We start from the raw sequence: 23,785 nt of genomic DNA on the forward strand, positions 1-23,785 counted from the left end.
CGCCGCAATTCTCTGCACTTTTATCCTGCCATAAACAACAGCGAAAGAAATGAGAGAATTGATGGATGTTAATGAGTTTCAAAACTATGTGCATATGCCTAATGAAATCTATTCTGATTTCACAAGAGCATTTGCAGAATTGAAAGAGGAAACAGATAATGGTACAAGGTCATCACACATTGCATATGCTTTTGGATACACCTTCTTGGCGCACTATATGTGGAGATATGCAAGATTTTACACTTGGAACAATGCAAAAGGTTCTGTACCTATCAACGAAGCAATCATTAAGCAGATGTTGGGTTTCCCTGCTAAATCGGAAGCATACACTTGGTTGACCAAAAACAAAACTGGATTCTTAGAACAGATTGGTTACATTAACAAGGTTACTGATAAGCCAATTGCTTATTATCACGATGAAGATAGGATAGACCTTTTCTTTTCAATGGAGAGCGAATGTGGTTCGCCAGATAAGGTCAATCATAAAGGTTGGAAAGTAGCAATGCCAGTTAAAGGTATGTGGAGAAACCCAGAAGATAAAGGAAAATATACCTTAGAAACAGGCACATTTCACATCATCGACAACACGCACATGATTGATATGGATACATTCATCTACTGCATCACGAATCCAGAGTTGGGTGTTGAAGGATTCTATCTGTATTCCTTTTTGAAATTTATGACAGACAAGTTCAACAACGCTTTTGACTGTTCCAATATGAGAATGGCCAGAATGACAGGTTTATCGGTTGATGAAATCAAGAATCAAATCAACAACTTGGAGCGATACAACATGATTACGAATGACCACAAACCTTACTGCTTGGATAAGCCAAAGGATAAGAAGTGTAAAGCAAACACTTATGGCATCCTTGAACATGACCAGTTCGCAAAGAACTTGATGCAGATGAATGTGATTCCAAAGCAAGTTAAAATCTCCAAAGAGAGATATAAACGTGAGGTTGGATGGGCGAACGAGCGTGAGATTGATGGCAATATCATAGACACAGACACAGGTGAGATTATCAGAAGTGTTCCGAATTTCACTGTAGATGACATTGAGGATATGGACATGGAAGACTTGCCTTTTGAGTTCCAGTAAAAGCAATCCATTCGAGGGAGAGTGGGTTGCTTTTTAATTTGACTAATTGGAGTGATTCAAATGATATTTGCAAAGGAAATGGTTCGTATTTGGGGATTAAAGCACAGTGGCGAAGAAATGGTTCAGAAAGTGGTATTTGGGCAGACAGACAAGTCAACGTATAAGTTCCAGAGCGGTGGTGGCTCTGGATTCTTCAACTATCAGAAGATGCGTTGGTACGATTGCGTGAATGAGCAATGGCGTGTCACTGATGAGCTGCCTTTGTTTGGTGAATTTATCATCGACTTGGCAACAGGAAATGTGGACATTGACGTTCACTTTCACAGGAGAAAAACACTTGTAGTTTAAAGGAGTCGATGAACCGTCAGAGTACGTCCAATCGCGTTATTGGTTCGTATCGTAAAATCTGCTCACGGGGTTTGTGAGTGGGAGAGTTCGCCCCGCTCCAATCAGCCTTGATGGTTGGAAACCTGTAAAGTACCCCCTAATGGCTAGGGGGTTACATCTTATTCAATGCTTTAAGCTGTTCTTCTTGGCTGGGGTCAATGTATATAGCAGTGGTTTGGATTGATTCATGTCTTGCAAGTCGTCTAATAACCTCGATTGGTGTACCTGCGTTAGCAAGGTTCTTGCAAAATGAATGGCGAAAACGGTGAGGTGTGATATTATCCATGTTTGCTAGTTTAGCATATTTATCGAGCATGACTTGTATTCCCCTTACCCCTAATTGTCCGCTTCTTTCTGATACAAACAGGGAGGAGGATTCAACATATTTTTCGTCAGTCAATGATTGGCGATATTTTAGCCATTGACGCAAGTTCTTACTGTATTTGTTGATTAAAACAACAGTAGCATACTTTCCATGCTTCCCTTCCCTTATGGTCAGAGTAGTATCTCCATTTACCTTCACATCATCTAGTTTTAATTCCTCAATTTCTGCTACCCTAAGACCCGCATAGAGCATAATGTCGATGATTGCGAGGTTTCTAATGCGCTTAGATTCATTCTTCTCCAATTCTACATAGCTGATGAAGCGTTCTTGTTCTTCTTTGGTCAGCCATTTAGATGTATCCTTTTCACCAACTTTATCTGTGGTTTGTATCTTCTGAATCTTTATCCTAGTCATGGGATTATCTGAAATAAGTCCTTGTTCAGCAAGATAAGAGAAGAAAGTTCTTAGTGAAGCTATACTTTTGTTTATGGTCGCTTGCTTACGATTCAGTCTGTGTTTCATATACCCAAGATACTCTTTAACATCTATCGGTTTTATTTCTGTTATGTTGCTGTGTCCTGTTGAGCCTATGTACCAATCAGTGAATTGGTTTATGGTTGTCCTATATGCTTTGATTGTTTTTTCATCCTTGCCTTCTTCATGAAGCCAGTTCAGAAACTGATTGAGGTGTTCCATATAGTAATCCTCCTACATTTCAAGGTATTCTACGAACAATTAATTTGTTGATTTTAAAGTGTTCTACGAATAATATAGTATAATTCGGAGGTATATTCAACACAGAATATTAATTCTACGAACAAATTTGCAATCGAAACTAACCAAAAGTTTTTTCGTATAACTAGTATGATTAGAACACTTGAGAGGTGGTCAGCGATGACTTCAAAAAATGTTGAGAAAAAGAAAGAGCCACTAGGAGGTATAGCTGTTGCCATTTCTATGGTATTAGCAGCGCTATTTTTATTTCTTAATCCATCATATTTAGGAATTGTTATAGTCACAAATACTGTAGGTACAGTGTTAATGATTTTTGGGATAATTGGATTAAGTATCGAAATTAACAAAATGATAGGTGAGAAGCCAATCGGTTTTGATGATGTTGGATTAGGTTTCGCATTTTTGGTTTTTTGGGCAATAATTTATCACTATTTTGGTGGTGTAATTGTCAACTGGATACTTTTGTTTTTTTTATTCTTTGGATTATATGGAAGTGTTTTGGGCATTGCGAAAATAATCAACTTTGTCTCGTTTGAAGTACATAATAAAAAGCAAAAATGGTTACGATTTGCTGTTTTTTTAATACAAGTCCTTGGATTTGGCGCTACTATTCTACAATACTTAACATCATTTAAACTAATGTAAAGAACATTCATTACGAATGTTCTTTTTATATGACAAAGTCAGGTAGTCTAGAATGGGGGAGTAATGATAAAAAGCTATGGAATCTACTTCAGAGTAGATGGAGCTTCTGGTCTGTAATATTAGCGCTCACGTACTTTGTCGGTGAAGGAATCACCCTTAATAGTGTGAGAGGAGACAAGACATCAACGTTTGTAATTGCATTAAGAACCGTAACTTATCAAACAATATAATCGAACAAAAAGGGATGAGAACAAGTCACTTAAAAAATGAAAGCAGATATAACTTGGCACGTTTGTGAGTGATTTGGTGTTACAGGTGCTTTCATTTGTTTCCAAACGAGAGCGTGAGAACATTAGGAAAAAATTAGAGGCTTACACTGGATACAAATTATCTGAAGCGGCTAAGAAAAGAGGTTACAGATGTGCAATTTATTGAGTTGTTAGGGCTTTAAAAGAGTGGTAATCATAAAGTTAAATAGATAGGGATATGTTTCCAAATCAGGTTGTTGTATAATAACGTCGGAAGTCAAAATCATATTGATAAAAATCAATATAAAGGAGATATAAATGGAACTTACTGAAATTTTAGATTCTATAGAAATTCTAATAGAATCTAGTAAAGAAGACTTCGGAAGCAAACAGTATGTGGCATATGAAAAATATGTTACCGAATACAATGAAATCTTGAATAATCTTCATTCGCTTGAGATGTTCAAAGAACTTAAACTAATAGAATACGTACCTTCAGGAAAGAAAGCCGCTTCGGGTGTAGGTATTACCCAGGCTGAAATAGCAAAACATAGGGAAGTTGTTTATGAAGCCACAAAACTCTATAAAAGAGTACGAACAATTCTTAAGCCAACTTCTGAAGAAGTGAACCCCTTAAATATTTTAGAATTGCTCTTTGTGAAATTCCACTCTGTTGCTAGACAATTGAGAGTAAGACATAGTAAAAGAGATACGTTAGACGTTAATGATGAATACGACGTTCAAGATTTACTGCATGCTCTATTGAAGATTTACTTTGATGATATCAGAGTAGAAGAATGGACTCCAAGTTATGCGGGGAGTTCTAAAAGAATGGATTTCTTACTAAAAAATGAAGGCATCGTTGTAGAAGTGAAGAAAACAAGGGATAAATTATCAGATAAAGAAGTCGGGGAACAGTTGATAATAGATACCGCAACCTATGAAGTACATCCAAATTGCAAGACGTTAGTATGCTTTGTTTATGACCCAGAGGGTAGAATTGGTAATCCTAAAGGGCTTGAAAATGACCTCTCAAAAGAATCGGAGCAAGGGATGAATGTGTATACATACATTTTCCCAAAATGATATATAAAGTTTACAGCCCATAATGCAAATTCGTAATTTTGGAATATTATTTTAAAGGATGGAAATCTTATATGTTCACACTACCTCTACCAGTAAAGCAATTATATTTTGGAAGAGTCGATGCATCTACAGAAATAAATGAAGATAAAGAAAAATTTTTAAAAAACTTCTATGATGCAAATAATGTTGTAGGTGAAATAACATCAAATCCAATTAAGTTTCTGATATTAGGAAAAAAAGGAACTGGAAAAACATCAGTAAGTAAATTTATTGAGCTCAGTATTTCTGAAAAATACACAGCGAAATATATTAACTTTGAAGAGTTTGACTACATCCAATTCTCTGAGTTTAAAAGTGATAATCGTGATGAGTATGAGCAATATTCAACTCCTTGGAAATGGATATTATACTCTTATCTTTCTGAAATACTTTTATCAGAGGATAATCAGCAGATTGATTTACGTACTATTTTCCAAAAATTGTTTGGTCGTAAGGGGGTTAGTCTATCGAAATTATTAAATAAACGATTTAATGAAGGGATAGAAATACCATTTGATTTTGTTGAGGAAATACTTGGATATAAAAATGAAGTATATTTGCTCCAAGATATTGTTGAAATATTAGATGTGTTAATAAGTGAATATAAACTTCAAAGTAGTAAACAGTACTTTTTAATTATTGATGGCCTAGATGAAAAAATAAAAAAAGAAAAATACTACACAGATGCAATTCTTTCCTTCTTGTGGTCGATATCAAGGTTAAATCAAGATTTTATCAATAAAAAGTTGCCAATTAAAATTATTGCATCACTAAGAAATGATGTTTTTGATTTGATTGGTGGCTCAAATGTTTATAAAAAGTACTATGACAACGCCGTAGAGATAAAGTGGACAAATACGTCTAGTGATAAATTCTCATACCCATTAGCAGGTTTAATTTCAACAAGAATTAAAACATCATTACTCGAAAAGGGCTTTCAAGAAATTGAAGGGGATTTAGTAAAAAGACTCTTGACGACACATGTATATGGTAAGGAATGGAAAACGAGAACGTGGAACTTTATATTAGACATGACAACATATAAACCTAGAGATGTAATTTCATTTCTACAAGAGTGCCATGAAATTTGTAATGAAGATGTAAAACAAATTCCACAAAGCGTAGTATGGCAAGCATTAAACAATTACTCCAAATATCTAGTAAAAGAATTTAAATCTGAACTCCATGGTCATATTACGAAAGAACAAGCTGACGAGATTTTTGATGTAATTTTTCCTTCGCTTGGAAAAACCTTTAATTATAATGACTTTTATCTGAAAATAGGAAAAAGTAAACATTGTCTAGAACTGACTGGGGGAGACATATTAAGGCTTTTTTATGAATTAGGTATTGTTGGATTCTATGTGAATGATTCGCACATAGAATGGTATCATAGAGAGAAAAGTATAGTGAAGAAAGAATTCAGCTCACAGTCAAGTAAATATCAAATTAATCAGGGGTTATACAAAGCACTTTCTTTTTGGTAAAAGGAATGAACTTTGTAACAATAATTTCATGTTGATTTTATAGTCAGTTAGAGCATAAAGATTAATGTATCAAAACACCATTTGTTTGGTGTTTTTTGTTTTTATCCTTCTTAAATTGAATTGAATAATGTATATTAAAACTGTGTGATAAAAAACTTTAGACTGTTGGAGTAACCACAGTCTGTAGGCTAGGCTAAAAGCCAATATATGCAGATATATCAAGGTTTTGAATGTCCTCGTAGCTCAGCAGGATAGAGCGTCAGTTTCCTAAACTGTAGGTCGGAGGTTCGAATCCTCTCGGGGACGCCATCGAAAAACCGCGTGATTGCGCGGTTTTTTTGTTTTTCGTCGAAAAAGGAAACCGACGGCAATCGCGGTCATAATCGATTCAGCACAGGGGGGGCGTTTAACGCGGCTGGTTTTTTCAAACCATACAGGTGCAAGGATCGAGTATCGGAGGAGGAGTGCTGTTTGCAAGGCTATATGCAATCCATTGAATCCATTATTGCCGCGATCAACGATCTCCCGGGCAAACTGATGACCGTTGTTTTTTCTTCGATTACCCAGCCAATCCAAACCTTGACCCATACATTGGTCGTGACGAACATCCTTTTGGGGTTGCTTGTTGTGGCATCCATCGCGAATTTCTGCATGCTTTGGAGAAACGGAAGGAAATGAGCGAGAGGGCGTCTTCCCAGGTTCCCGGACGACTCCGTGCTCGGAGCCGAACCCAAGCGGCGTTCCCCTGAGCACCAGGGGTTACTTTCCGTACAGGATTGATTTGGGGAAATCATCTATGATATGATTTCGTTTGTTGTAACATATTTGTTATATCAAATAATCTGAGAGAGAAGAGGGATCCTTTTGAATCTTGATGATGCGATCGGGTTTCTGATCAATAACACGGGCCGGAGCCTGACACGTTTATTGACGAGCCAGTTCAGCCATCTGGATGTTACGCCGGAGCAATGGTCGGTATTGAAACGGCTGGAGGAAGAGGACGGCATCACGCTGAAGGAATTGAGCAAGCGGGTAGGAAAAGACCAGGCCAACGTCACGCGAATATCGGATTTGCTGGAACGAAAAGGGTATTTGCTCCGCAAGCCCAACCCGGAAGATAAGCGGTCTTCGCTCGTCTGCTTGACGGATGCGGGGAGAGCGATCACCAACCAGCTGATTCCAATCGACGAAAGTGTGCATGAAATGGCCCTCAAGGGGATATCGGAGCAAGAGATCCAGTTTTTGAAGCAGCTGCTCGCGAGAATCAGAGAGAATGTAGGCGCGGAATAGAGAGAGCATGGCGCCGAGTGGATAGGAGAGATTTATTTGCATAAACAGCCCCTTTGGACCAGGGACTTCATTAAAATTTGTCTGAGTAGCTTGTTTTTATTCATCACCTACTATGCGCTTGTCGCAACCTTGCCCATCTACATAATGGAGACGCTGCGAGGCGGCGAACGGGAAGTGGGCTTGGCACTGACGTCTTTTATCATCGCAGCGGTAATTGTTCGGCCGATTGCGGGGAAATGGGTGGACGAGCTGGGCAAGAAAAAGGTGGCCCTCTTGGCATCCGCCTTGTTTATGGCATCTACCTTTTCGTATGTGGGGGTCGCCAGTCTCTTTTTTCTGTTGGCGCTTCGCTTTGTGCACGGGATCAGTTTCGGTTTTTCGACGACAGCCATGGCTGCCATCGCGACCGACCTCGTACCTGAGCAGCGCAAAGGGGAAGGAATCGGCTATTACGCGCTGTTCATGAATTTGGCGATGGTCATTGGTCCTTTTCTGGGTCTGATGATTATGAATACGTACAGCTTTTCCGTACTATGTATGCTCATATCCGTGTTTGCCGTCATCTCTTTCGGGTGCGGAGGATGGACCAAGGTTCGGGAAGCGCAGACCGCTGCCCGGAAAAAGCCAGCGCAAGCCTTCTCCTGGAAAAGCTTTATCGAGCCAGGTGCCATGCCGATTTCGCTGACTGCCTGTCTCATGTCATTCGCGTACAGCGGACTTCTTTCTTTCATTCCCGTCTATGCAAAGGAGATCGGAGCGGCTGGGGTATCCAGCTACTTTTTTGTGATTTACGCGATCATGATCGTATTGTCCCGCCCTTTTACCGGGAAGCTGTTTGACCGGCTGGGCGAGCACGTCGTGATTTATCCCAGCATCGTCCTGTACGCCATCGGGCTCGTCCTGCTGAGCCAGGCTACTGGACCCGTCCTGTTCCTGGTGGCCAGTGCCGTCATCGGTCTGGGCTACGGAAGCGTGTTTCCGAGTTTTCAGGCCATTGCCATCCAGTCATCGCCGACAGAACGAAGAGGACTTGCAACCGGCACTTACTACTTGCTGTTCGATCTGGGAATGGGAGTGGGGTCGTTCGTGCTGGCGATCGTCGCAGCGGCTACGAACCTTGGATGGATGTACATGATCTCTTCCTGGATCGTAGCTTTCGCAGGAGTCGTTTACTACAGCTTGCATCACCGCGCGGCAAACAAGAAACAACGCCGGGAAAGAGAGCTCTTGCAGCTATCGGAATGATAAAAACAAGGACCCTTTCGCAACAGAGGGGGTCCTTGCTTGCATGAAAAAAGCGCCTCTGCCGCTATGCAACGGCTGCAGGCGCTTTGATTTTGGAATGTACGTTACGCGATGTTCTTTTTGCCAAAGAGTACGCCATCCAAACTGTATTTGGTACTTCCGCTGATGGCGAGGGACAGAGTGATAGCAAGCAGTGCCAGTTCGAGCTCGTAGCCGGCTCCGCCTTGTCCACCCATAAAACCCGCAGGCAGCTTCGCTTTGATGATCGCACCAGCCATGACGATCGCCATGACCGCAGAAAATACGCGGGTGCCCAAACCCAAAATCAGCGCAATGCCGCCGATGACTTCCACGAAAGCGACAAAGTAAGCGATAAAGGCCGGAAGTCCCATCGATCCGAAGAACCCTGCGACGTTATCCAGCCCCATTTGAAACTTGGCGATACCGTGAATGACAAACGTGATGCCGGCAATGATGCGCAAGACGATGGCGCTCCATTCAAATCGAGAAGACATGTATAAGTACCTCCTGGAATCATTTATACTAAGTAACTTTGTTACTTTTCGTTAGTAAGTTTATAATAATAAATAAACCGAGTCAAGATCATTCTTTGGCAGGTAACATATGCCACCAAGCTGCACTTTAAAAGCGCCCTTCCCAATCATTCTTTTTGATGGATGAGCGAAAGAGCGGTATACTGAAAAGAGAATGGGGTGATTCCGATGAAACAGTCCTCCCTCTGTCCCAAATTTGAAAAAGGCATGCAGTTGCTTGGAAAACGATGGACAGGGTTAATCTTATATCAATTGCTGGAGGGACCTCAGCGCTTTTGCGCGCTGGAAGGGGCTCTGCCTGTAAGCGGAAGGCTGCTTTCTGAACGTCTGAAGGATCTGGAGAAGGAAGGTCTTGTGCATCGGCAAGTATACACCGATTCGGCTCCCATACGGGTGGAGTACTCGTTGACTGACATGGGCCTCGCCCTGGAACCGGTATTGAAAGGCATTGAAAGCTGGGCTCAGGAATGGATTGAACTGAAGGCGGAAGATGCAGCAGACTGCTGTGAATAGGCATGGCCACGATGAAATGACAATAGCGCCGGGTACGCTTCCGACGCTTCCCGCGCAAACATAAAAAATGGCCCGGTACGGCTCAAACCGTTACCGGGCCTCGTTCATTATCTGGCAAAAAAGCGGAAGCCGCTACAGCTTCGTGATTTCGTCTTTCAGCAGCTCCGATTGGGTACCGAAGACTACCTGCACGCTTCCTTGGCCGAGCTTCATCACGCCGGCTGCACCGAGCTCTTTCAAGCCTTTCTCGTTGACGATCTTGTCGTCCTTGAGGATCAGGCGCAGGCGGGTAATGCACGCGTCGACGTTGACGATGTTTTCTTTTCCGCCGATCAGGGTCAGTACTTGTTTTGCTTTTTCCTGCATGGTGTTGGCTCCTCCGGTTTTGCTGACTTCTGCATCGTCATCCTCTCGTCCCGGCGTCTTGATGTTCAATTTCACGATCAGGATGCGGAACAGGAAGTAGTACACGACCGCAAACGCCAGACCGATCGGGATGATCAGCCAAGCATTGGTGGAAAGCGGGAAGTTCAGTGCGTAGTCGATCAAGCCAGCGGAGAAGCCAAAGCCGTGCTTGATGCCCATCGCAGTGACGATATACCCGGAAACACCCGTCAAGATCGCGTGGATCACGTACAGCAGGGGCGCAGCGAACATGAATGCAAACTCGAGCGGCTCCGTAATCCCTGTCAGGAACGATGCGAGAGCCGTACCGATGAAGACGGAGGCGATTGCTTTGCGTTTTTCCGGCTTCGCCGTGTGGATGATGGCGAAAGCGGCCGCTGGCAGAGCGAACATCATGATTGGGAAGAATCCGGTCATGAACATACCGGCCGATTTGTCGCCGGCAAAGAAGCGGTTCAGGTCGCCATGGACTACTTTTCCTGCCGCATCGGTAAAGTCACCGATCTGGAACCAGGCGATGGCATTCAATACGTGGTGCAGACCAAACGGAATGAGCAAACGGTTGAAGAACCCGAACAAACCGGCGCCAATCGCACCCAACCCTACGATCCAGTTCCCCATGCTGGTCAAGGCATCCTGGATCGGGCCCCAGATAATCCCGAAGATGAGTCCGATGATGACCATGCTAAGCGAGGTAACGATCGGAACGAAGCGCTTCCCGCCGAAGAAGCCCAGCCACTCGGGGAGCTTGATGTTGTGGTAGCGGTTGTAGCAGTATGCAGCCACACCGCCCGCCAGGATACCGCCCAGTACGCCCATGTTCAGTTTCGCTTCGTCGGCGATGAATGGCATGGCGGCAGGCACCTTGGAGAGCACCGCAGTCAGCACCATGTAGGCGATGACAGCAGCCAGGGCGGCGACGGCGTCTCCTGCCAGGCCGATTGCGACCCCGACGGCGAAGATCAAGGATAAGTTATCGAAAATAGCAGATCCGCCGGCATTCAAGAATGGCGCAATGTACTGGTTCAGAAAACCACCGACAGCAGGTCCGAGGTGGAACTCGGTTTCGTAGTTGATGGCACCGAAGCGGAGCAAGAGCGCCGCGGCCGGCAAAGTGGCGACTGGGAGCATCAAGGCTTTCCCAATCTTTTGCAGAAAGGCGAGCATAGAAAAACCTCCTTAAAATGAAATGGTTATCAGCAAGTCATGCTCCGGATGAAAGGCAGAGGATGAGAGCTCGAAGAATGGCCGGAGACGACTGTTCTGATCAAAAATGGAATCGCTTACAAACCGAGGGAAAAAACAACAAAACAGCTCATCTGCTTTGTTGTTTTTCCCTTTCGGCATGAACGAAGCGGCTTTGTTGCCATCAACCCGCGAATTCTTGATGGAACAAGTCCTGGATCTGCGCGGCGGCATCTTCTTCATCCGAGCCATCGATCTGGATGAGCAATTGGTCGCCTTGCGATACTCCCAGCGTCATAATGCCGAGAATGCTTCGCGCGTCCACTGTTTTATCGCCCTTGTTCAAGGTGATTTTAGACTGGGACCTGGATGCGCGACTGACCAACAGGGCGGCAGGGCGCGCGTGCAGCCCGCCTTCTACGGTGACAGTCACCTGAAACTCGATCATGGGGTTCCCCTCCCGCTACGAAATCTGTTTGTAGTCTATTTCAAAAGAACAGTCATGAGCGGGTCCTGGCCTGCTTGCACGTTGGCCTTGGCCACGACATTCTTTTCCGCTACGACATCCTGGTTGGTAATCACGATCGGTGTCACGATCGGGCATCCGGCTTGCTCCAAAGCGGCAGAGTCAAACTGGATCAGCTTGTCGCCCGCCTTCACCTGGTCCCCGACGGAGACAAACGGCGTGAAGCCTTGCCCTTTCAGCTTGACGGTGTCGATCCCGATGTGCATGAGGATCTCCAGGCCGGAATCGCTGGTGAGGCCGATGGCATGGTGGGTCGGGAACAGGTGCGTCACTTTGGCGTCGATCGGGGAGATCAAAAGCCCCTCGGAAGGCAGGATCGCTACGCCGTCTCCCACTACTTTCTGGGCAAAGACGGGATCCGGTACTTCGGATAGCGGCACGATGGCTCCGGTCAAAGGGGCGAGAAAGGTCACTTCTTGCTGTTTTTTGCGAGAAAATAAACTGCGTAGCATAACTTCCTCCTTTTGCGTTGAACGAAAATAGGCATGAGCAGGCTCCATACATACGACATACTTACTATGTCCGTATGTTCTCGCCGCTCATGCCTAGTCGAACTAGTAACACGCAGGATGATCGATATTTATGGTTGTTGTTGCAGCAAACGAAACACGTGCATGGCCATGTAGCCGATCTCGTCTTCCGGTACTGCCATTTCCAATCGGGACGAGATGTGGGCGGCCAGCTCGGAGGCTAGCTGATAGGCTTCCGGAATCATTGTTTTGACCCGGTCCAGCAATGGATTTTGAATCGACTTTTGCTGGCGGATGCGATCGACGGCAAAGCGCAGGTGAGTGATGAGCCGCACGTAGTCGACGGTACTGCGCTCAATCGTAATGCCGGTCTTTTGTTCAATGATATTCACCAGTTCGTTGATCATGTTGGTGAATTGGACCGTTTTGCTGACCGGCATATAGCTGATGGCCGAGTGGATGTGCAGGGCCAAAAAGCCGATTTCGCTTTCAGGGATATCCTGCCCAAACGCCTTCTTGATCATCTCTGCCGCCCGTTTTGCCAACGCGTATTCTTTGGCGTACAGCGACTGAATCTCAAACAGGAACGGATTTATGATCTCCATGCCGTTTTTCAACCGGTAGATGGCGAACTGGATATGGTCGGGCAAAGCCACGTGGACGTGCTCGTTCAATTTCGGGGTGATCTCGCTGGCGACAAGCGCGATGATTTCTTCCGCAATGCCTACGACAGCAGGATCGACCTGACTGAGAATGGTCTGGTACTGCTTTTGATGGCTTTCACTTTCCAACCGAAAGCGCTTCTCCACCCGAGGGTCGTGGGCAGGAATGGCATTCCCGGGCTTGGCGCCGAATCCGATCCCTTTGCCGAACAGCACGATCTCCTGCTTGGTCTCGGGTTCCTCAACGAGTACGACGTTGTGGTTCAACACGCGTGTGATCGCATATGGTTTTTCATGTTCGCGGGACAACCAATTCCACCACCTTGTGAGCCCCAAACGGTTACGGTGCATAAGAAAAAGCCGAAAAAACCTTTTTACTAATAAAAAGATCTTCTCGGCTCATGCCTGCTTTACCAGTAACACGCCTGTGTGAAAACGCTTTAATTGATCTTTATCATAGCGTACGATTTTTTCGTTGTCAATTCCCTTGTACGAAGGGGGAATGCGTATCTTTTTACCAGAAGGATTGCCCCAAAATATGGTAAAGTTACAAAGGGCATAAGAATCAAAACAAAGGTGCGGATGGACATGTTTATCCATTTATTCCGAGGAAGAAAAAGGGAGTACCTGGCTGTGGAGCTCGTCCTTTTTGCCGGCATGCTGATCTATGACCTCGCAAGCATTACGCTTGGCACTTTTTCGCCGCGTGTCGCCTTTCTCTTCGTTGCACTGATTTTCCTGGTGAGAGTGCTGGAGGGCTTCATGAGAAAATCCAGTCTGATGTCACTCGCCATTTTCATAGCGGGTCTGGTGATCCTGTTCACAAGCGATTAAGTCCGCTCCCTGTCCTGCTGCGTGGCACTTGAAGAGGACATGGAAAAAGGACTTGCGAAGCCCGTTCGCGAATAACAAAACAAACTGACGGATGCGCAGGTGTGATCCGCCAGTCTGCCCGGTCATTTGGTGAATTTGTCCGCAATGGTCGAAGCGCAAAACGAGTTCGGCTTGATCTCGGCGCGGAAATGGTTCGTCTCTGCTAAGCTTAGCAGGGACTGGATAAACTTACGGGTAGGGCCATTCGTTCCGATGTCAAAATGCAGCCGGATCGGCGTGTCATGCTGGTGTTCGCGCAAATATTGGCGTATCTCTGTGGCGAGGCCTACGGCGTACATGGCTTCCTGGAAAATGCGCTGCTGCAGCGATGAGTAACGACGCTCCTGAAATTTGTGGTAAAAGAATGTGCCTCCATGTCCAGGGCGAATGACCGTGATGACTAGGGCAAAAAATGTTCCACGGCTCTTGAGTTGCGAGTCGGCCCCTACGATAATTTCAAATGGACCCGGCATGGACGTGACCGTTTGTTCGATCAGGGAGAACACATCCTCCTTGGGAAGTACTCCTCTCGTCGGACTGTGAAAGCAATCAAACAGCGTACCTGCAGAGGTTAAACCCACTCACATCCCTCCAGATCGAGGCAATCTAAAGAATCCATGCATGACCCGTACATCATTAATGTATGTAATCTCCCAGAGAGTATGTGAAAGGTAAGGACAAAAACGTAACGAATCAATCAAATAGCGGAGGTTCTCCTCGCCCTACTATGCAACGAGCCGTACTAGCCAATACCAAGTGATGGATCCACAATGAAATTCGATAACTAAGAACCTGGTTCTTATTTATAAAAATGAGCGGGGACCCTTCCCCAAACCAAACAAACATGCAGGAGGCTCACACAAACATGATGAATCAAATTCTCCCTCTGGTAAAAGAAAACCGCAAAGCATCCCACGACATAGATCCTGTGTTTTTGAACCGCTGGTCTCCGCGTTCGTACAAGTCCGACCCGATTCCGGAAGAAGTGCTGTACAGCGTGCTCGAAGCCGCACGATGGGCGCCATCTGCGAACAATGAACAGCCGTGGCGTTTTGTTCTTGCCCGCAGCCAGGAAGACAAGGAGCGGTTTTACTCGTTTATCGCGGATGCGAACCGTGTCTGGTGCGAAAAAGCGCCTGTGTTGATCCTCGCAGTCGCAAAAACGATCAGCTCGCGAGGAACCCACAACCGGGCCTATGCCTTCGACACAGGCGCGGCATGCGGATTCCTCTCGTTGGAAGCCAGCCGCCAAGGCTTGATTACGCACGTCATGGGCGGGTTTGACCGGGAAAAAGCGAGCGAAGTGCTGGGAATCCCCGATGGGTATGAGCCGCAAGTGGTCATCGCCATCGGTTACCAAGGGGATAAGGAAGTGCTGCCCGAGGCGCTCCAAGAGAGGGAAAAACCATCCACTCGCCGCGAGCTGTCCGAAACCGTGATGGAAGGCGTGTTTGCGGAAAAGTGATGGGACTGGAACAAGAGCAGTATACGCAGCATGAAGTTTACATGAAAGCAGCCATGGAAGAAGCGGCAAAAGCGGCCGCGCTCGGAGAAGTGCCGATCGGAGCCGTCATCGTGCGCGGCGGGGAAATCGTCGGCCGTGGCTACAATCTGCGGGAGACGCAAAAGGATCCTACGCTGCATGCGGAAATGATCGCCATCCGCGAAGCCAGCGAGCGGCTCGGGGGATGGCGGCTGATCGGCTGTACGCTGTACGTGACCCTCGAGCCTTGCCCGATGTGCGCGGGTGCCATCGTGCAGAGCAGGATCGAGCAGGTCGTGTACGGAGCGCGCGATCCCAAAGCAGGATGCGCCGGCACGTTGATGAACCTGCTGGAAGAGCCCCGTTTTAACCACCAGGTCCCTGTCGTGGAGGGGGTTCTTGGGGAGGAATGCGGACAAATGCTGAAGGACTTCTTCCGAGCCTTGCGCCAAAAGCGGCAGACAAACGGTGACTGAACGGAGTTTATCGTCGGAAAAACGAACCGCCCGGCATCGGCGAAAAGCCTGCGGGCGGTTCGTTTGTTCTAAATCGCGGTCGCTCATCCTTGAAGTGCTTCGATAGAGGTTTTCTTATTACCGCTGGTTTTGCAGCATGTCCAGCTCTTCCTCGGTCAGCTCGCGGTATTCACCCGGCTTGAGAGCGGGGTCGAGATGCAGAGGGCCCATGCGGATGCGCTGCAGGTAGGTCACGTTCAGATCGAAAGCGGCAAACATGCGCTTTACCTGATGGAACTTGCCTTCCATGATCGTGACGCGGATCTCGGAGGTGTCGCCTGACGAGAGGATCTCCAGCTTGGCAGGCAAAGTCGTGAAATCCTCCAGCTCCACTCCTTTGGCGAATTCCTCGACATGGCGCTCCGTTACCCGGCCATCGATGCGGGCGAAATACTCCTTGTCGACCTTTTTCTTTGGAGACAGCAGGTTATGCGACAGCTGTCCATCATTGGTCAACAGCAAGAGTCCTTCCGTATCAATATCGAGCCGTCCGACCGGATGCACCTTGATTGCCCATTCATAAGGCAAGAGGTCCACGACGGTCTCGTGGAGGTTGTCCTCCGTAGCAGAGACCACTCCCGGCGGCTTGTTCATCATGACATAGACCCAACGTTTGAAGTTCAATGGCTCTCCGTCTACGACGATCTCCTGTTCCTCCGCGATCACGTGCATGCCGGGATCGGTAGCGACCTCGCCATCGACGACGACCAGCCGCTGCTTGACCAGGGCCTTCACTTCCTTGCGTGTGCCCAGTCCCATATTGGCAAGCACTTTATCCAAACGCTCACGTTTCATGTATGTTCCTCACTTTTCTTTCATCTATAAAGCAGTCTGAACCTGGTGGGTATGATTATTAGTTTGGCCTAATACGGTTCGCAAATCAAGAGGAATGGAGAGATAAAGTCTTGCATTTTGTCCGGAGATTTGCTATAGTTAATAATGTTTCTGATCGAACTTCAAATCATGGAGAGATACCCAAGTGGTCATAAGGGGACGCACTCGAAATGCGTTAGGCGTCGTGAGGCGTGCGTGGGTTCGAATCCCACTCTCTCCGCTTACCAGGAAGCATGATTTTGCCCGAGTGGCAAGGTCGTGCTTTTTTCTTTTTCTAGGGAAAAGGTCTCCCCCTATTTGGCATACAGGCAGGTACTCCCATAAAGCCATATTCGGCGAAGGGATTGACAGCAGGACATTCTCTGCTTACTATATACCCATAGGGGTATTAGTATACGAAGCCGAAAACTATTTCGTACACGCTACGCTTTCAGGCGGAGCCCCCGAAGTGAAAAAGGTGACAGCAAAAACAGGGAGGGGTATAGATGACAGCAAGACAGACGATTTCGGCCGATCAAGTATTGGATTGCAAAGGGCTTGCCTGTCCGATGCCGATCGTTCGGACGAAGAAGGCTATAGACGCGCTGCTGCCAGGGCAGGTGATCGAGGTACAGGCGACGGACAAGGGTTCGCTGGCCGACATGCAAGGCTGGGCCAAAAACACGGGACATCAGTATCTGGGGACTGTTCACGAAGGAGAGGTGCTCAGGCATTTTCTCCGCAAGGCCAATGACGGGGAGACCAAGGAGGAAACGAAATTTCCTCATACGATCTCCAATGAAGAGCTGGCGTACAAGCTGGAAAAGCGGGAGCCAATCGTCGTCCTGGATGTAAGGGAACCGGCGGAATATGCGTTTCAGCGCATTCCTGCGTCAATTTCAATACCTCTGGGGGTATTGGAGGAGCGGATTGGGGAATTGAACCCGGAAGATGAGATCGTTGTCGTGTGCCGCTCCGGCAATCGCAGTGACCTGGCTTGCCGCTTGCTCGCGGAAAAAGGCTTCACCCGAGTCAAAAATGTCGTTCCCGGAATGGCAGGATGGACAGGACCGACAGAAAGCCAACAATAAGCCAACGATAAGGGGGAAGGAACATGAACCAACAACAAACGGCTTTGCATCCGATGACACCACACGAACTGACGCAAATACTGTTTCAAAAACAGCCGTTGTTCATCCTGGATGTGCGGAATGAGAGCGATTTTCGTGATTGGAAGATCGAAGGCCATCACGTCGATATCATCAATGTCCCTTACTTTGAGCTGATGGACGGAGTCGAGCGGGTTTTGGACAAAATTCCTGCAGGGCAAAAGGTGTTGGTCGTTTGCGCCAAGGAAGGGTCGTCGATCTTCGTGGCGGAAAAGCTCCTCGAAGCGGGTATCCCCAATGTGCATTACTTGCAGGGCGGCATGAGGGCATGGAGCGAGCACCTGGAACCCGTGAAGGTAGGGGACCTCCGTGGGGGAGGAGAACTGTACCAATTTGTGCGGATCGGAAAAGGCTGCCTGTCCTACATGGTGGTATCAGACGGAAAAGCAGCGGTGATCGACACGCTGCGCATGACCGATGTGTACACGGAATTTGCCGGGAAGCTCGGTGTCTCGATCGTGCACACGCTGGACACGCACCTGCACGCCGACCACATTTCAGGCGGGAGAATGCTGGCAGAGCAAACAGGAGCTACGTACTGGCTTCCGGAAAAGGATGCGGAAGAAGTGCAGTTCCCGTATGAGAAACTGGAGGAAGGCCGGGACATTCGGATTGGAAGCTCGACGCTCTCCATTCACCCCATCTATTCCCCGGGTCATACCATTGGGAGTACATCGATCATCCTGGACGATACGTACTTGCTTACTGGAGACATTCTGTTCGTAGCCTCGATCGGACGACCGGATCTGGCAGGTAAAGCGGAAGATTGGGTGGGAGATCTGCGCAATACTTTGTATAATCGATTCAAGGGACTCCCGATGAACCTGATCGTCCTGCCCGCCCACTTTGGCAGCTATATCGAGCTGGGCGAGGGAGGAAAAGTATCCGCCCGATTGGGTGACCTGTTCGCCAACAATCCCGGTCTGCAAATGAAGGACGAAAGCGAGTTCCGCAGGGCGGTGACGGAAAACCTGCCGCCGCAGCCCCATGCGTACCAGGAAATTCGTCAAACCAACATGGGAAAAATAACGCCGGATGCCGAGCAGCAGCACGAAATGGAAATCGGTCCAAATCGCTGCGCGGTGCATGAGCAGGCGTAATTCATAACATCTGTGAAAACAGGTAGAAAGGGAGGAAACGAACATGGCGGATATCATTGTAGATACAAAAGGAATGGCATGCCCCATGCCGATCGTCAAAGCAAAAAAAGCACTGGATAGCCTGGCACCTGGCCAAACCATGGAGGTGCTTTCCACGGATAAAGGCTCGCTCAACGATTTTCAGGCGTGGGTCAAACAAACCAAGAATGAACTGGTAGCCCAGGAGGAGGAAAACGGGGTCTACAAGTTTTTGGTCAAAAAATTGTAAAAAGACGGGCGGGCACGTCACGTCGCGGCGTGTTCGCTCATTTCCCGTCCTCGTAGACGATGCGAACACCCAGGTGGGTAAACGTCTCTTCTCTGTAATGGCCGTTCGGGCACGTTTTTTCGCAGCGCCATTCGTCGACTTGGGAACGTAGAGGCTCGCCGCAGGTGGGGCAACGATGTTGAAAGATCGATTGTAAATATCGAATCATTTATACCACCTTATTCACATTAAAATACTTGGATTTATTTTAACCGAGAAGCGCTCATTTGAAAAGCAGGCAAGGAGAGTTTTCGGTCAGCCCCTTTTGGGGAGGAAGGAGGGCGCATGGACGCACCATTGTTTGTACTAATGCTTTTGTTGGGATTGGTCGGCTCGTTCTTTTCCGGCCTGCTCGGCATAGGCGGAGCGATCATCAACTATCCGTTGCTGCTCTTCGTGCCGGATTGGCTGGGGGTCGGCCACTTCACCGCGCAGGAAGTGTCGTCGATTTCCATGTTCCAGGTGTTTTTTTCCTCGCTGTCAGGGGTGCTGGCCTTCCGCAGGAAAAACGGAAAAAGCTCGCCGCAGATTCACAAAGGTCTGGTGAAAGACATGGGGATCAGCATCCTTTTGGGCAGCCTGCTTGGCGGGGTCACCTCGAAGTACTTGTCGGCAAGCAGCATCAATCTGGTCTACGGCATTTTGGCTATTGTGGCCGTCGTCCTGATGCTGATGAAAAACAGAGCGAATGAAGAGAGCGTGAAGGATGTCGCCTACAACCGGAGCATCGCCATTCCTTCTGCGTTTCTCGTCGGGACGGTGTCCGGAATCGTGGGGGCAGGGGGAGCTTTTATACTCATCCCCATCATGCTGACCGTGCTAAGGATTCCGACGAGGGTGACAATCGCCTCTTCATTGGCCATTGTATTCATTTCCGCCATCGGTGGTGTAGCAGGAAAGCTGACGGCAGGACATATTCCGCTTTGGCCTGTGCTGTTCACGGTGATTGGCAGCGTGATCGGCGCACCGCTCGGGAGCCGCATCAGCGCCAAAATTAACGTAAACGTCTTGCGTTACGGCTTGCTGGTTCTGATCTGTGCGACCGCGATCAAAATTTGGAGTGACATCTTGTAAGCGAAAAGGAAGGGCCTTGCTTGCAGGGGCGCTCTGCGCGCATTTTATTACCCATAGGGGTATTGGTATAAATCGGATTCAAAAAGGAGAGGGGTTTTCCATGGATACGCAAAAAGAAAAAACGACCATCGTCCTGTTCAGCGGAGATCTGGACAAAGCCATCGCCGCCTTCATCATCGCAAACGGCGCGGCAGCCTACGATCATGATGTCACGATCTTCTTTACCTTTTGGGGATTGAACACCATGCGCAAAGACGAAATCGTGAAAACAAACAAAGGATTTTTGGAAAAGGCGTTTGGCTGGATGATGCCTCGAGGGGCGAAACGGCTCGGATTGTCCAAGATGAACATGCTGGGGATGGGACCGAAAATGATCAAGCACGTCATGAAGAAGCACAACGCCCTGACGCTGCCGCAGCTGATCGAGCTGGCTCAGGAGCAGGGAGTGAAGCTGGTAGCTTGTACGATGACGATGGATCTGCTGGGGCTCAAGCAGGAAGAGCTGGTCGACGGCATGGAGTTCGCCGGTGTAGCGGCTTACTTGGGAGATGCCACACAGGCCAAAGTGAATTTGTTTATTTAAACCGTTCCCACTTTCGGATGGTATACCTGTATATGTATACTTGATAAAGGAGGTAGAGCAAATGGATTACAACTACGGTGATGATATCAAAAAGCGGCTGCGCAGAATCGAGGGACAGGTTCGCGGAGTTTTGAAAATGATGGATGAGCAGAAGAACTGCAAGGATGTTGTCGCCCAACTGTCAGCTGTGCGCAATGCGACAGATAGAGCGATCGCGCAGATCGTGGCGGAAAATCTCCAACGCTGCTTGCTGGACGAGCAGGCATCGGGCGGGGACCCCGGCAAAATGGTCAAGGAAGCGGTGGAGCTGCTGGTAAAAAGCCGCTGACCGATCGGCCATTCACGGGAAGAGGAGAGATGCCCGCATAAAAACGAAATTCCGTCTCGGCGGAGACATCCGCCATAGAAAAAGGCTCCGCCAAGCTGAAAAGCTAAGCAGCGGAGCCTTATTTTGCGTTGTATCACAAACGCGCGCCAGATCCGGCACGCGCCTGACACCTGCATGTTTTGAAAAGTCAGCGGCTTCACGCATCCGCTAAGGTAATCGCGAAGCGCTGTCAGAATCAGTCTATGTACCTGATCGCCGCCAAAATCATCCCTGCGATCACCACTTCTCCTTGCTCCACCTCCAGCCCGTCTGCATAGCCGCTCACAGGCGAGAGGATGTCCACCGACTTGCCTGCCTGATCCAGCGTGAAAAGCACTTCGCCCTCCTCCACCCGTCCCCCTGGAAGGAAGCGGATACGGGTGATCGTCCCAGCGATAGGGGATACGACGTCATACTTTAAAGCCAATCTGCTCACCCCGACTTAGTTTCTCTTGGATTTCCTGATACTTGCGGCTAATGGTGGACTGGCTGACACCCAGCATTTTGGCTGCCATGGAGGTCGTTTTATACTCGTCCATCGCCATCTTGATCAACTGCTCCTCCATTGCCCTCGTCGCTTCCTTCAGCGGCATGATCTTGGTCAGGCGCTGCTTCAAATACTGTTTCTTCCCTTTTTTCAGCAAAGGGGTGATGTGGTGAGCCTCAATCAAATCTTCGTCGGCGGTCACGACGAGCCGCTCGATGATGTTTTGCAGCTCGCGGACGTTGCCCGGCCAGGAGTAGGACTCGAGCAAGTCCAGGGCGTCCTGGGACAGCTGCGCGTTCCGCTGGTACTTCTCGTTAAACGTTTGCAAAAAGTGGAGGCCGATCAGCGGGATGTCCTCGGGCCGGTCGCGCAGCGGTGGAATCGCGACGGGGATGACGTTCAGCCGGTAGTACAGGTCTTCGCGGAATGTACCCTCTTCCACCATTTTCTCGAGGTTCTTGTTGGTGGCGGCGATAATTTGCACATCGACCTCGACGACCTCCGAGCCCCCGACCGGGATGATCTCCCTCTCCTGCAGCACCCGCAGGAGCTTCACTTGAAGATTGAGCGGCATCTCGCCGATCTCGTCCAAAAACAGGACGCCTTTGTGCGCCATCCGGAAATATCCGGGCTTTCCGTTGGAATTCGCCCCGGTAAAGGCTCCTTTCTCGTAGCCGAACAGTTCGCTTTCCAGGAGCGTCTCGGGGATGGCCCCGCAGTTGACTTTGACGAACGGCTTGCTGCTGCGGGCCCCCAGCTCGTAGATCGTCCGGGCAAACACCTCTTTGCCCACCCCTGATTCTCCGGTCAACAGGACGGTCGAGGACGTGCCGGCGATCTTGTGGATGTACTTCATCACTTTCTCGATCTGCTCGCTTGCGTAGATCAGCTGCCGGCTTTTGCCGTATTGTTTCTGGTCGCGCAGGTGCTCCAGTTCTTTTTTGTATTTTTCGGACATTTTTTTGGCCTGGAGCAGCTCTTCCTTCAGCAGCATCGTTTCGGTCACGTCGCGAAGAGCGATGACGATGCGCTCCAGCTTGCCCTTGTCGTCGAAAATGGGGTTGCCGACGGCCAAAACATTCTTGCCAGAGCGGCTTTCCTGGGTGACCGACACCTTGCGCTTGCGCTCGATCACCATTTTTACGATAGCGGAGAAAAAAGTGCCCTCGTGCTCCAGCTCCATCAGGTTGAGGCCGATCAGCTGTTCTTTGTCGATCTCCCAGAAGTCCTTGATTAAATTGCCGCTGTAGCGAAGCAAAACGCCGTTTTCATCCAGAACCAGGATCTCATCGTAGATGGAGGACAATATTCCTTGCAGGTCCGTATTCAAATTTTTGACGTACGCCATCTCCATCGCCATTTTTTCAATAAACGGCAGGTCCTGGAGCACGATGATCGCTCCCGTGACGTTGCCGTGCTGGTTGCGGATCGGACCGAAGTCGGCAAGGACGCCGATGCGATCGTTGACGATGATGTGGTTGAGGATGGTCTCGCCGTGTTCTACGACCTTCAGGAACAGAGCCGGATCGAGCAATTCCCCCGCCCGCTGCCGCCGCAGTTCTTCCGGAGTGATGCGCATCATCCGCAGCACCTCGGAGCTGAAGTTTTCGATGCGCCCGTGCACGTCGGCGATGACGATGCCCATCGGAATGGAATTGAGCAGCGAACGGATCCAGTCGGTATGGGACGATTGGCTCGTCAGCAAATAGTAGAGAATGTCTTCCCGATGAAGATATCCTTCTGTCTTGCCTTCCCGGTTCTGGATGACGACGACTTCCTCGCCGAATACTTTGAAAAAATCGAGCATGTCCGCTTCCTGCTGAAAAAACGTCAGGTTGGTGTGAAACGGCAGCTGCCGCACTTGCCGTTTGAGCCAGTCCGGATCGTCGAGGAACGGCATGATGTCGGTATTTCTTATGTAGGCAACGATGCTGCCGTCTTGCGTGGCATCCGTGACAAACACGTAACGCTCGTTGAACCGGGACATGATGTTCCATAAATCGTTGGCGGAAGATTCAAACGATACGGTATACGCTTTTCTGACAAGCCATTTTGAAGCCATAGGTCCTCCCCATGCTGACAGGATTGTTTCCTTTCATTATAAACGGGG

At 48.2% G+C, this 23,785-nt stretch carries 29 protein-coding genes and 2 tRNA genes; 20 read left to right on the forward strand and 11 right to left on the reverse strand.

Annotated elements, in window-relative coordinates:
• Positions 1–61: 61 nt before the first annotated feature.
• On the forward strand, positions 62–1,102 hold the full coding sequence (locus RGB73_RS00310) for a hypothetical protein (RefSeq protein ID WP_310767678.1): 1,041 nt from the start codon (positions 62–64) through the stop codon (positions 1,100–1,102).
• Between the two features lie 60 nt (positions 1,103–1,162).
• Complete coding sequence (locus RGB73_RS00315; RefSeq protein ID WP_310767680.1) at positions 1,163–1,450, forward strand: hypothetical protein; 288 nt, start codon at positions 1,163–1,165, stop codon at positions 1,448–1,450.
• A gap of 151 nt (positions 1,451–1,601) precedes the next feature.
• Here RGB73_RS00315 and RGB73_RS00320 read toward each other — a convergent pair whose 3' ends face one another.
• Complete coding sequence (locus RGB73_RS00320) at positions 1,602–2,510, reverse strand: tyrosine-type recombinase/integrase (protein WP_310767682.1); 909 nt, start codon at positions 2,508–2,510, stop codon at positions 1,602–1,604.
• Between the two features lie 198 nt (positions 2,511–2,708).
• Between RGB73_RS00320 and RGB73_RS00325 the strand changes: the two genes are divergently transcribed.
• The 7 genes from RGB73_RS00325 (at position 2,709) to RGB73_RS00355 (ending at position 8,589) form a co-directional block, all read left to right on the forward strand.
• The gene (locus tag RGB73_RS00325; protein WP_310767684.1) at positions 2,709–3,194 is read left to right on the forward strand and encodes a hypothetical protein; all 486 of its coding nucleotides are present in this window, start codon (positions 2,709–2,711) and stop codon (positions 3,192–3,194) included.
• Between the two features lie 566 nt (positions 3,195–3,760).
• The gene (locus RGB73_RS00330) at positions 3,761–4,528 is read left to right on the forward strand and encodes a PD-(D/E)XK nuclease domain-containing protein (RefSeq protein ID WP_310767686.1); all 768 of its coding nucleotides are present in this window, start codon (positions 3,761–3,763) and stop codon (positions 4,526–4,528) included.
• A 71-nt stretch (positions 4,529–4,599) separates the two neighbouring features.
• Positions 4,600–6,054 (forward strand): P-loop ATPase, Sll1717 family, encoded by a 1,455-nt coding sequence (locus tag RGB73_RS00335; protein WP_310767688.1) that lies wholly within the window; start codon positions 4,600–4,602, stop codon positions 6,052–6,054.
• A gap of 232 nt (positions 6,055–6,286) precedes the next feature.
• A tRNA-Arg gene (locus tag RGB73_RS00340) sits at positions 6,287–6,363 on the forward strand.
• Between the two features lie 162 nt (positions 6,364–6,525).
• Positions 6,526–6,732: a hypothetical protein gene (locus RGB73_RS00345; protein WP_310767690.1), complete on the forward strand. Its 207-nt coding sequence runs from the start codon at positions 6,526–6,528 to the stop codon at positions 6,730–6,732.
• 186 nt (positions 6,733–6,918) lie between these two features.
• Positions 6,919–7,344 (forward strand): MarR family winged helix-turn-helix transcriptional regulator, encoded by a 426-nt coding sequence (locus RGB73_RS00350; protein WP_310767693.1) that lies wholly within the window; start codon positions 6,919–6,921, stop codon positions 7,342–7,344.
• Positions 7,345–7,380: 36 nt separating this feature from the next.
• Positions 7,381–8,589 carry an MFS transporter gene (locus RGB73_RS00355; RefSeq protein WP_310767695.1) on the forward strand — a complete coding sequence of 403 codons (1,209 nt, stop codon included), beginning with the start codon at positions 7,381–7,383 and terminating at the stop codon, positions 8,587–8,589.
• A gap of 104 nt (positions 8,590–8,693) precedes the next feature.
• On the opposite strand, the gene RGB73_RS00360 is transcribed toward RGB73_RS00355, so the two are convergent.
• Positions 8,694–9,104, reverse strand: a complete 411-nt coding sequence (locus tag RGB73_RS00360; RefSeq protein ID WP_310767697.1) for a DoxX family protein — start codon at positions 9,102–9,104, stop codon at positions 8,694–8,696.
• A 207-nt stretch (positions 9,105–9,311) separates the two neighbouring features.
• On the opposite strand from RGB73_RS00360, the gene RGB73_RS00365 reads away from it, so the two are divergent.
• Entirely contained in the window at positions 9,312–9,656 is a 345-nt protein-coding gene (locus RGB73_RS00365) for a winged helix-turn-helix transcriptional regulator (protein WP_310767699.1), read from the forward strand.
• A gap of 132 nt (positions 9,657–9,788) precedes the next feature.
• Here the strand turns inward: RGB73_RS00365 and nagE are convergent, their stop codons facing one another.
• From nagE to glcT, 4 genes are all read right to left on the reverse strand, one after another.
• Positions 9,789–11,228: an N-acetylglucosamine-specific PTS transporter subunit IIBC gene (gene nagE / locus RGB73_RS00370; RefSeq protein ID WP_310767700.1), complete on the reverse strand. Its 1,440-nt coding sequence runs from the start codon at positions 11,226–11,228 to the stop codon at positions 9,789–9,791.
• A gap of 202 nt (positions 11,229–11,430) precedes the next feature.
• Positions 11,431–11,694 (reverse strand): HPr family phosphocarrier protein, encoded by a 264-nt coding sequence (locus tag RGB73_RS00375; RefSeq protein WP_310767701.1) that lies wholly within the window; start codon positions 11,692–11,694, stop codon positions 11,431–11,433.
• A 35-nt stretch (positions 11,695–11,729) separates the two neighbouring features.
• Positions 11,730–12,224 (reverse strand): PTS sugar transporter subunit IIA, encoded by a 495-nt coding sequence (locus RGB73_RS00380; RefSeq protein ID WP_310767702.1) that lies wholly within the window; start codon positions 12,222–12,224, stop codon positions 11,730–11,732.
• A gap of 128 nt (positions 12,225–12,352) precedes the next feature.
• Entirely contained in the window at positions 12,353–13,213 is an 861-nt protein-coding gene (gene glcT, locus RGB73_RS00385; protein WP_310767704.1) for a glucose PTS transporter transcription antiterminator GlcT, read from the reverse strand.
• A 324-nt stretch (positions 13,214–13,537) separates the two neighbouring features.
• Between glcT and RGB73_RS00390 the strand changes: the two genes are divergently transcribed.
• Positions 13,538–13,738 carry a hypothetical protein gene (locus RGB73_RS00390; RefSeq protein WP_310767706.1) on the forward strand — a complete coding sequence of 67 codons (201 nt, stop codon included), beginning with the start codon at positions 13,538–13,540 and terminating at the stop codon, positions 13,736–13,738.
• A gap of 122 nt (positions 13,739–13,860) precedes the next feature.
• On the opposite strand, the gene RGB73_RS00395 is transcribed toward RGB73_RS00390, so the two are convergent.
• Positions 13,861–14,358, reverse strand: coding sequence for a ribonuclease H-like YkuK family protein (locus RGB73_RS00395; RefSeq protein WP_310767708.1), 498 nt, complete (start codon positions 14,356–14,358; stop codon positions 13,861–13,863).
• Positions 14,359–14,642: 284 nt separating this feature from the next.
• Here RGB73_RS00395 and RGB73_RS00400 point away from each other — a divergent pair, with 284 nt between their 5' ends.
• The gene (locus RGB73_RS00400; protein ID WP_310767710.1) at positions 14,643–15,242 is read left to right on the forward strand and encodes a nitroreductase family protein; all 600 of its coding nucleotides are present in this window, start codon (positions 14,643–14,645) and stop codon (positions 15,240–15,242) included.
• The gene (tadA, locus tag RGB73_RS00405; protein ID WP_310767712.1) at positions 15,242–15,736 is read left to right on the forward strand and encodes a tRNA adenosine(34) deaminase TadA; all 495 of its coding nucleotides are present in this window, start codon (positions 15,242–15,244) and stop codon (positions 15,734–15,736) included. Before RGB73_RS00400 ends, tadA begins: the two co-directional genes overlap by 1 nt.
• Before the next feature lie 117 nt (positions 15,737–15,853).
• Here tadA and RGB73_RS00410 read toward each other — a convergent pair whose 3' ends face one another.
• Entirely contained in the window at positions 15,854–16,570 is a 717-nt protein-coding gene (locus RGB73_RS00410) for a pseudouridine synthase (protein ID WP_310767714.1), read from the reverse strand.
• Between the two features lie 170 nt (positions 16,571–16,740).
• Between RGB73_RS00410 and RGB73_RS00415 the strand changes: the two genes are divergently transcribed.
• The 4 genes from RGB73_RS00415 to RGB73_RS00430 all read left to right on the forward strand — a co-directional run bounded on the left by RGB73_RS00415 (position 16,741) and on the right by RGB73_RS00430 (position 19,125).
• Positions 16,741–16,829: transfer RNA gene (locus RGB73_RS00415), tRNA-Ser, on the forward strand.
• A gap of 265 nt (positions 16,830–17,094) precedes the next feature.
• Positions 17,095–17,679: a sulfurtransferase TusA family protein gene (locus RGB73_RS00420; protein ID WP_310767716.1), complete on the forward strand. Its 585-nt coding sequence runs from the start codon at positions 17,095–17,097 to the stop codon at positions 17,677–17,679.
• Between the two features lie 23 nt (positions 17,680–17,702).
• Positions 17,703–18,857: an MBL fold metallo-hydrolase gene (locus RGB73_RS00425; protein WP_310767718.1), complete on the forward strand. Its 1,155-nt coding sequence runs from the start codon at positions 17,703–17,705 to the stop codon at positions 18,855–18,857.
• A 43-nt stretch (positions 18,858–18,900) separates the two neighbouring features.
• The gene (locus RGB73_RS00430) at positions 18,901–19,125 is read left to right on the forward strand and encodes a sulfurtransferase TusA family protein (RefSeq protein ID WP_310767720.1); all 225 of its coding nucleotides are present in this window, start codon (positions 18,901–18,903) and stop codon (positions 19,123–19,125) included.
• Positions 19,126–19,162: 37 nt separating this feature from the next.
• Here RGB73_RS00430 and RGB73_RS00435 read toward each other — a convergent pair whose 3' ends face one another.
• Positions 19,163–19,333, reverse strand: a complete 171-nt coding sequence (locus tag RGB73_RS00435; RefSeq protein WP_310767722.1) for a hypothetical protein — start codon at positions 19,331–19,333, stop codon at positions 19,163–19,165.
• A gap of 116 nt (positions 19,334–19,449) precedes the next feature.
• Here RGB73_RS00435 and RGB73_RS00440 point away from each other — a divergent pair, with 116 nt between their 5' ends.
• The 3 genes from RGB73_RS00440 to RGB73_RS00450 all read left to right on the forward strand — a co-directional run bounded on the left by RGB73_RS00440 (position 19,450) and on the right by RGB73_RS00450 (position 21,149).
• Positions 19,450–20,238: a sulfite exporter TauE/SafE family protein gene (locus RGB73_RS00440; protein ID WP_310767724.1), complete on the forward strand. Its 789-nt coding sequence runs from the start codon at positions 19,450–19,452 to the stop codon at positions 20,236–20,238.
• A gap of 100 nt (positions 20,239–20,338) precedes the next feature.
• Positions 20,339–20,821, forward strand: coding sequence for a DsrE/DsrF/DrsH-like family protein (locus tag RGB73_RS00445; RefSeq protein ID WP_310767726.1), 483 nt, complete (start codon positions 20,339–20,341; stop codon positions 20,819–20,821).
• A gap of 61 nt (positions 20,822–20,882) precedes the next feature.
• Positions 20,883–21,149 (forward strand): metal-sensitive transcriptional regulator, encoded by a 267-nt coding sequence (locus tag RGB73_RS00450; RefSeq protein WP_310767727.1) that lies wholly within the window; start codon positions 20,883–20,885, stop codon positions 21,147–21,149.
• A 235-nt stretch (positions 21,150–21,384) separates the two neighbouring features.
• On the opposite strand, the gene RGB73_RS00455 is transcribed toward RGB73_RS00450, so the two are convergent.
• Together RGB73_RS00455 and RGB73_RS00460 are read right to left on the reverse strand one after the other, a co-directional pair.
• Positions 21,385–21,615, reverse strand: coding sequence for a biotin/lipoyl-containing protein (locus RGB73_RS00455; RefSeq protein ID WP_310767729.1), 231 nt, complete (start codon positions 21,613–21,615; stop codon positions 21,385–21,387).
• Positions 21,599–23,737: a sigma 54-interacting transcriptional regulator gene (locus RGB73_RS00460; protein WP_310767731.1), complete on the reverse strand. Its 2,139-nt coding sequence runs from the start codon at positions 23,735–23,737 to the stop codon at positions 21,599–21,601. Before RGB73_RS00460 ends, RGB73_RS00455 begins: the two co-directional genes overlap by 17 nt.
• Positions 23,738–23,785: the final 48 nt, after the last annotated feature.

Origin of the sequence: Brevibacillus brevis (assembly GCF_031583145.1) — a bacterium.
Lineage (GTDB): Bacteria > Bacillota > Bacilli > Brevibacillales > Brevibacillaceae > Brevibacillus > Brevibacillus brevis_E.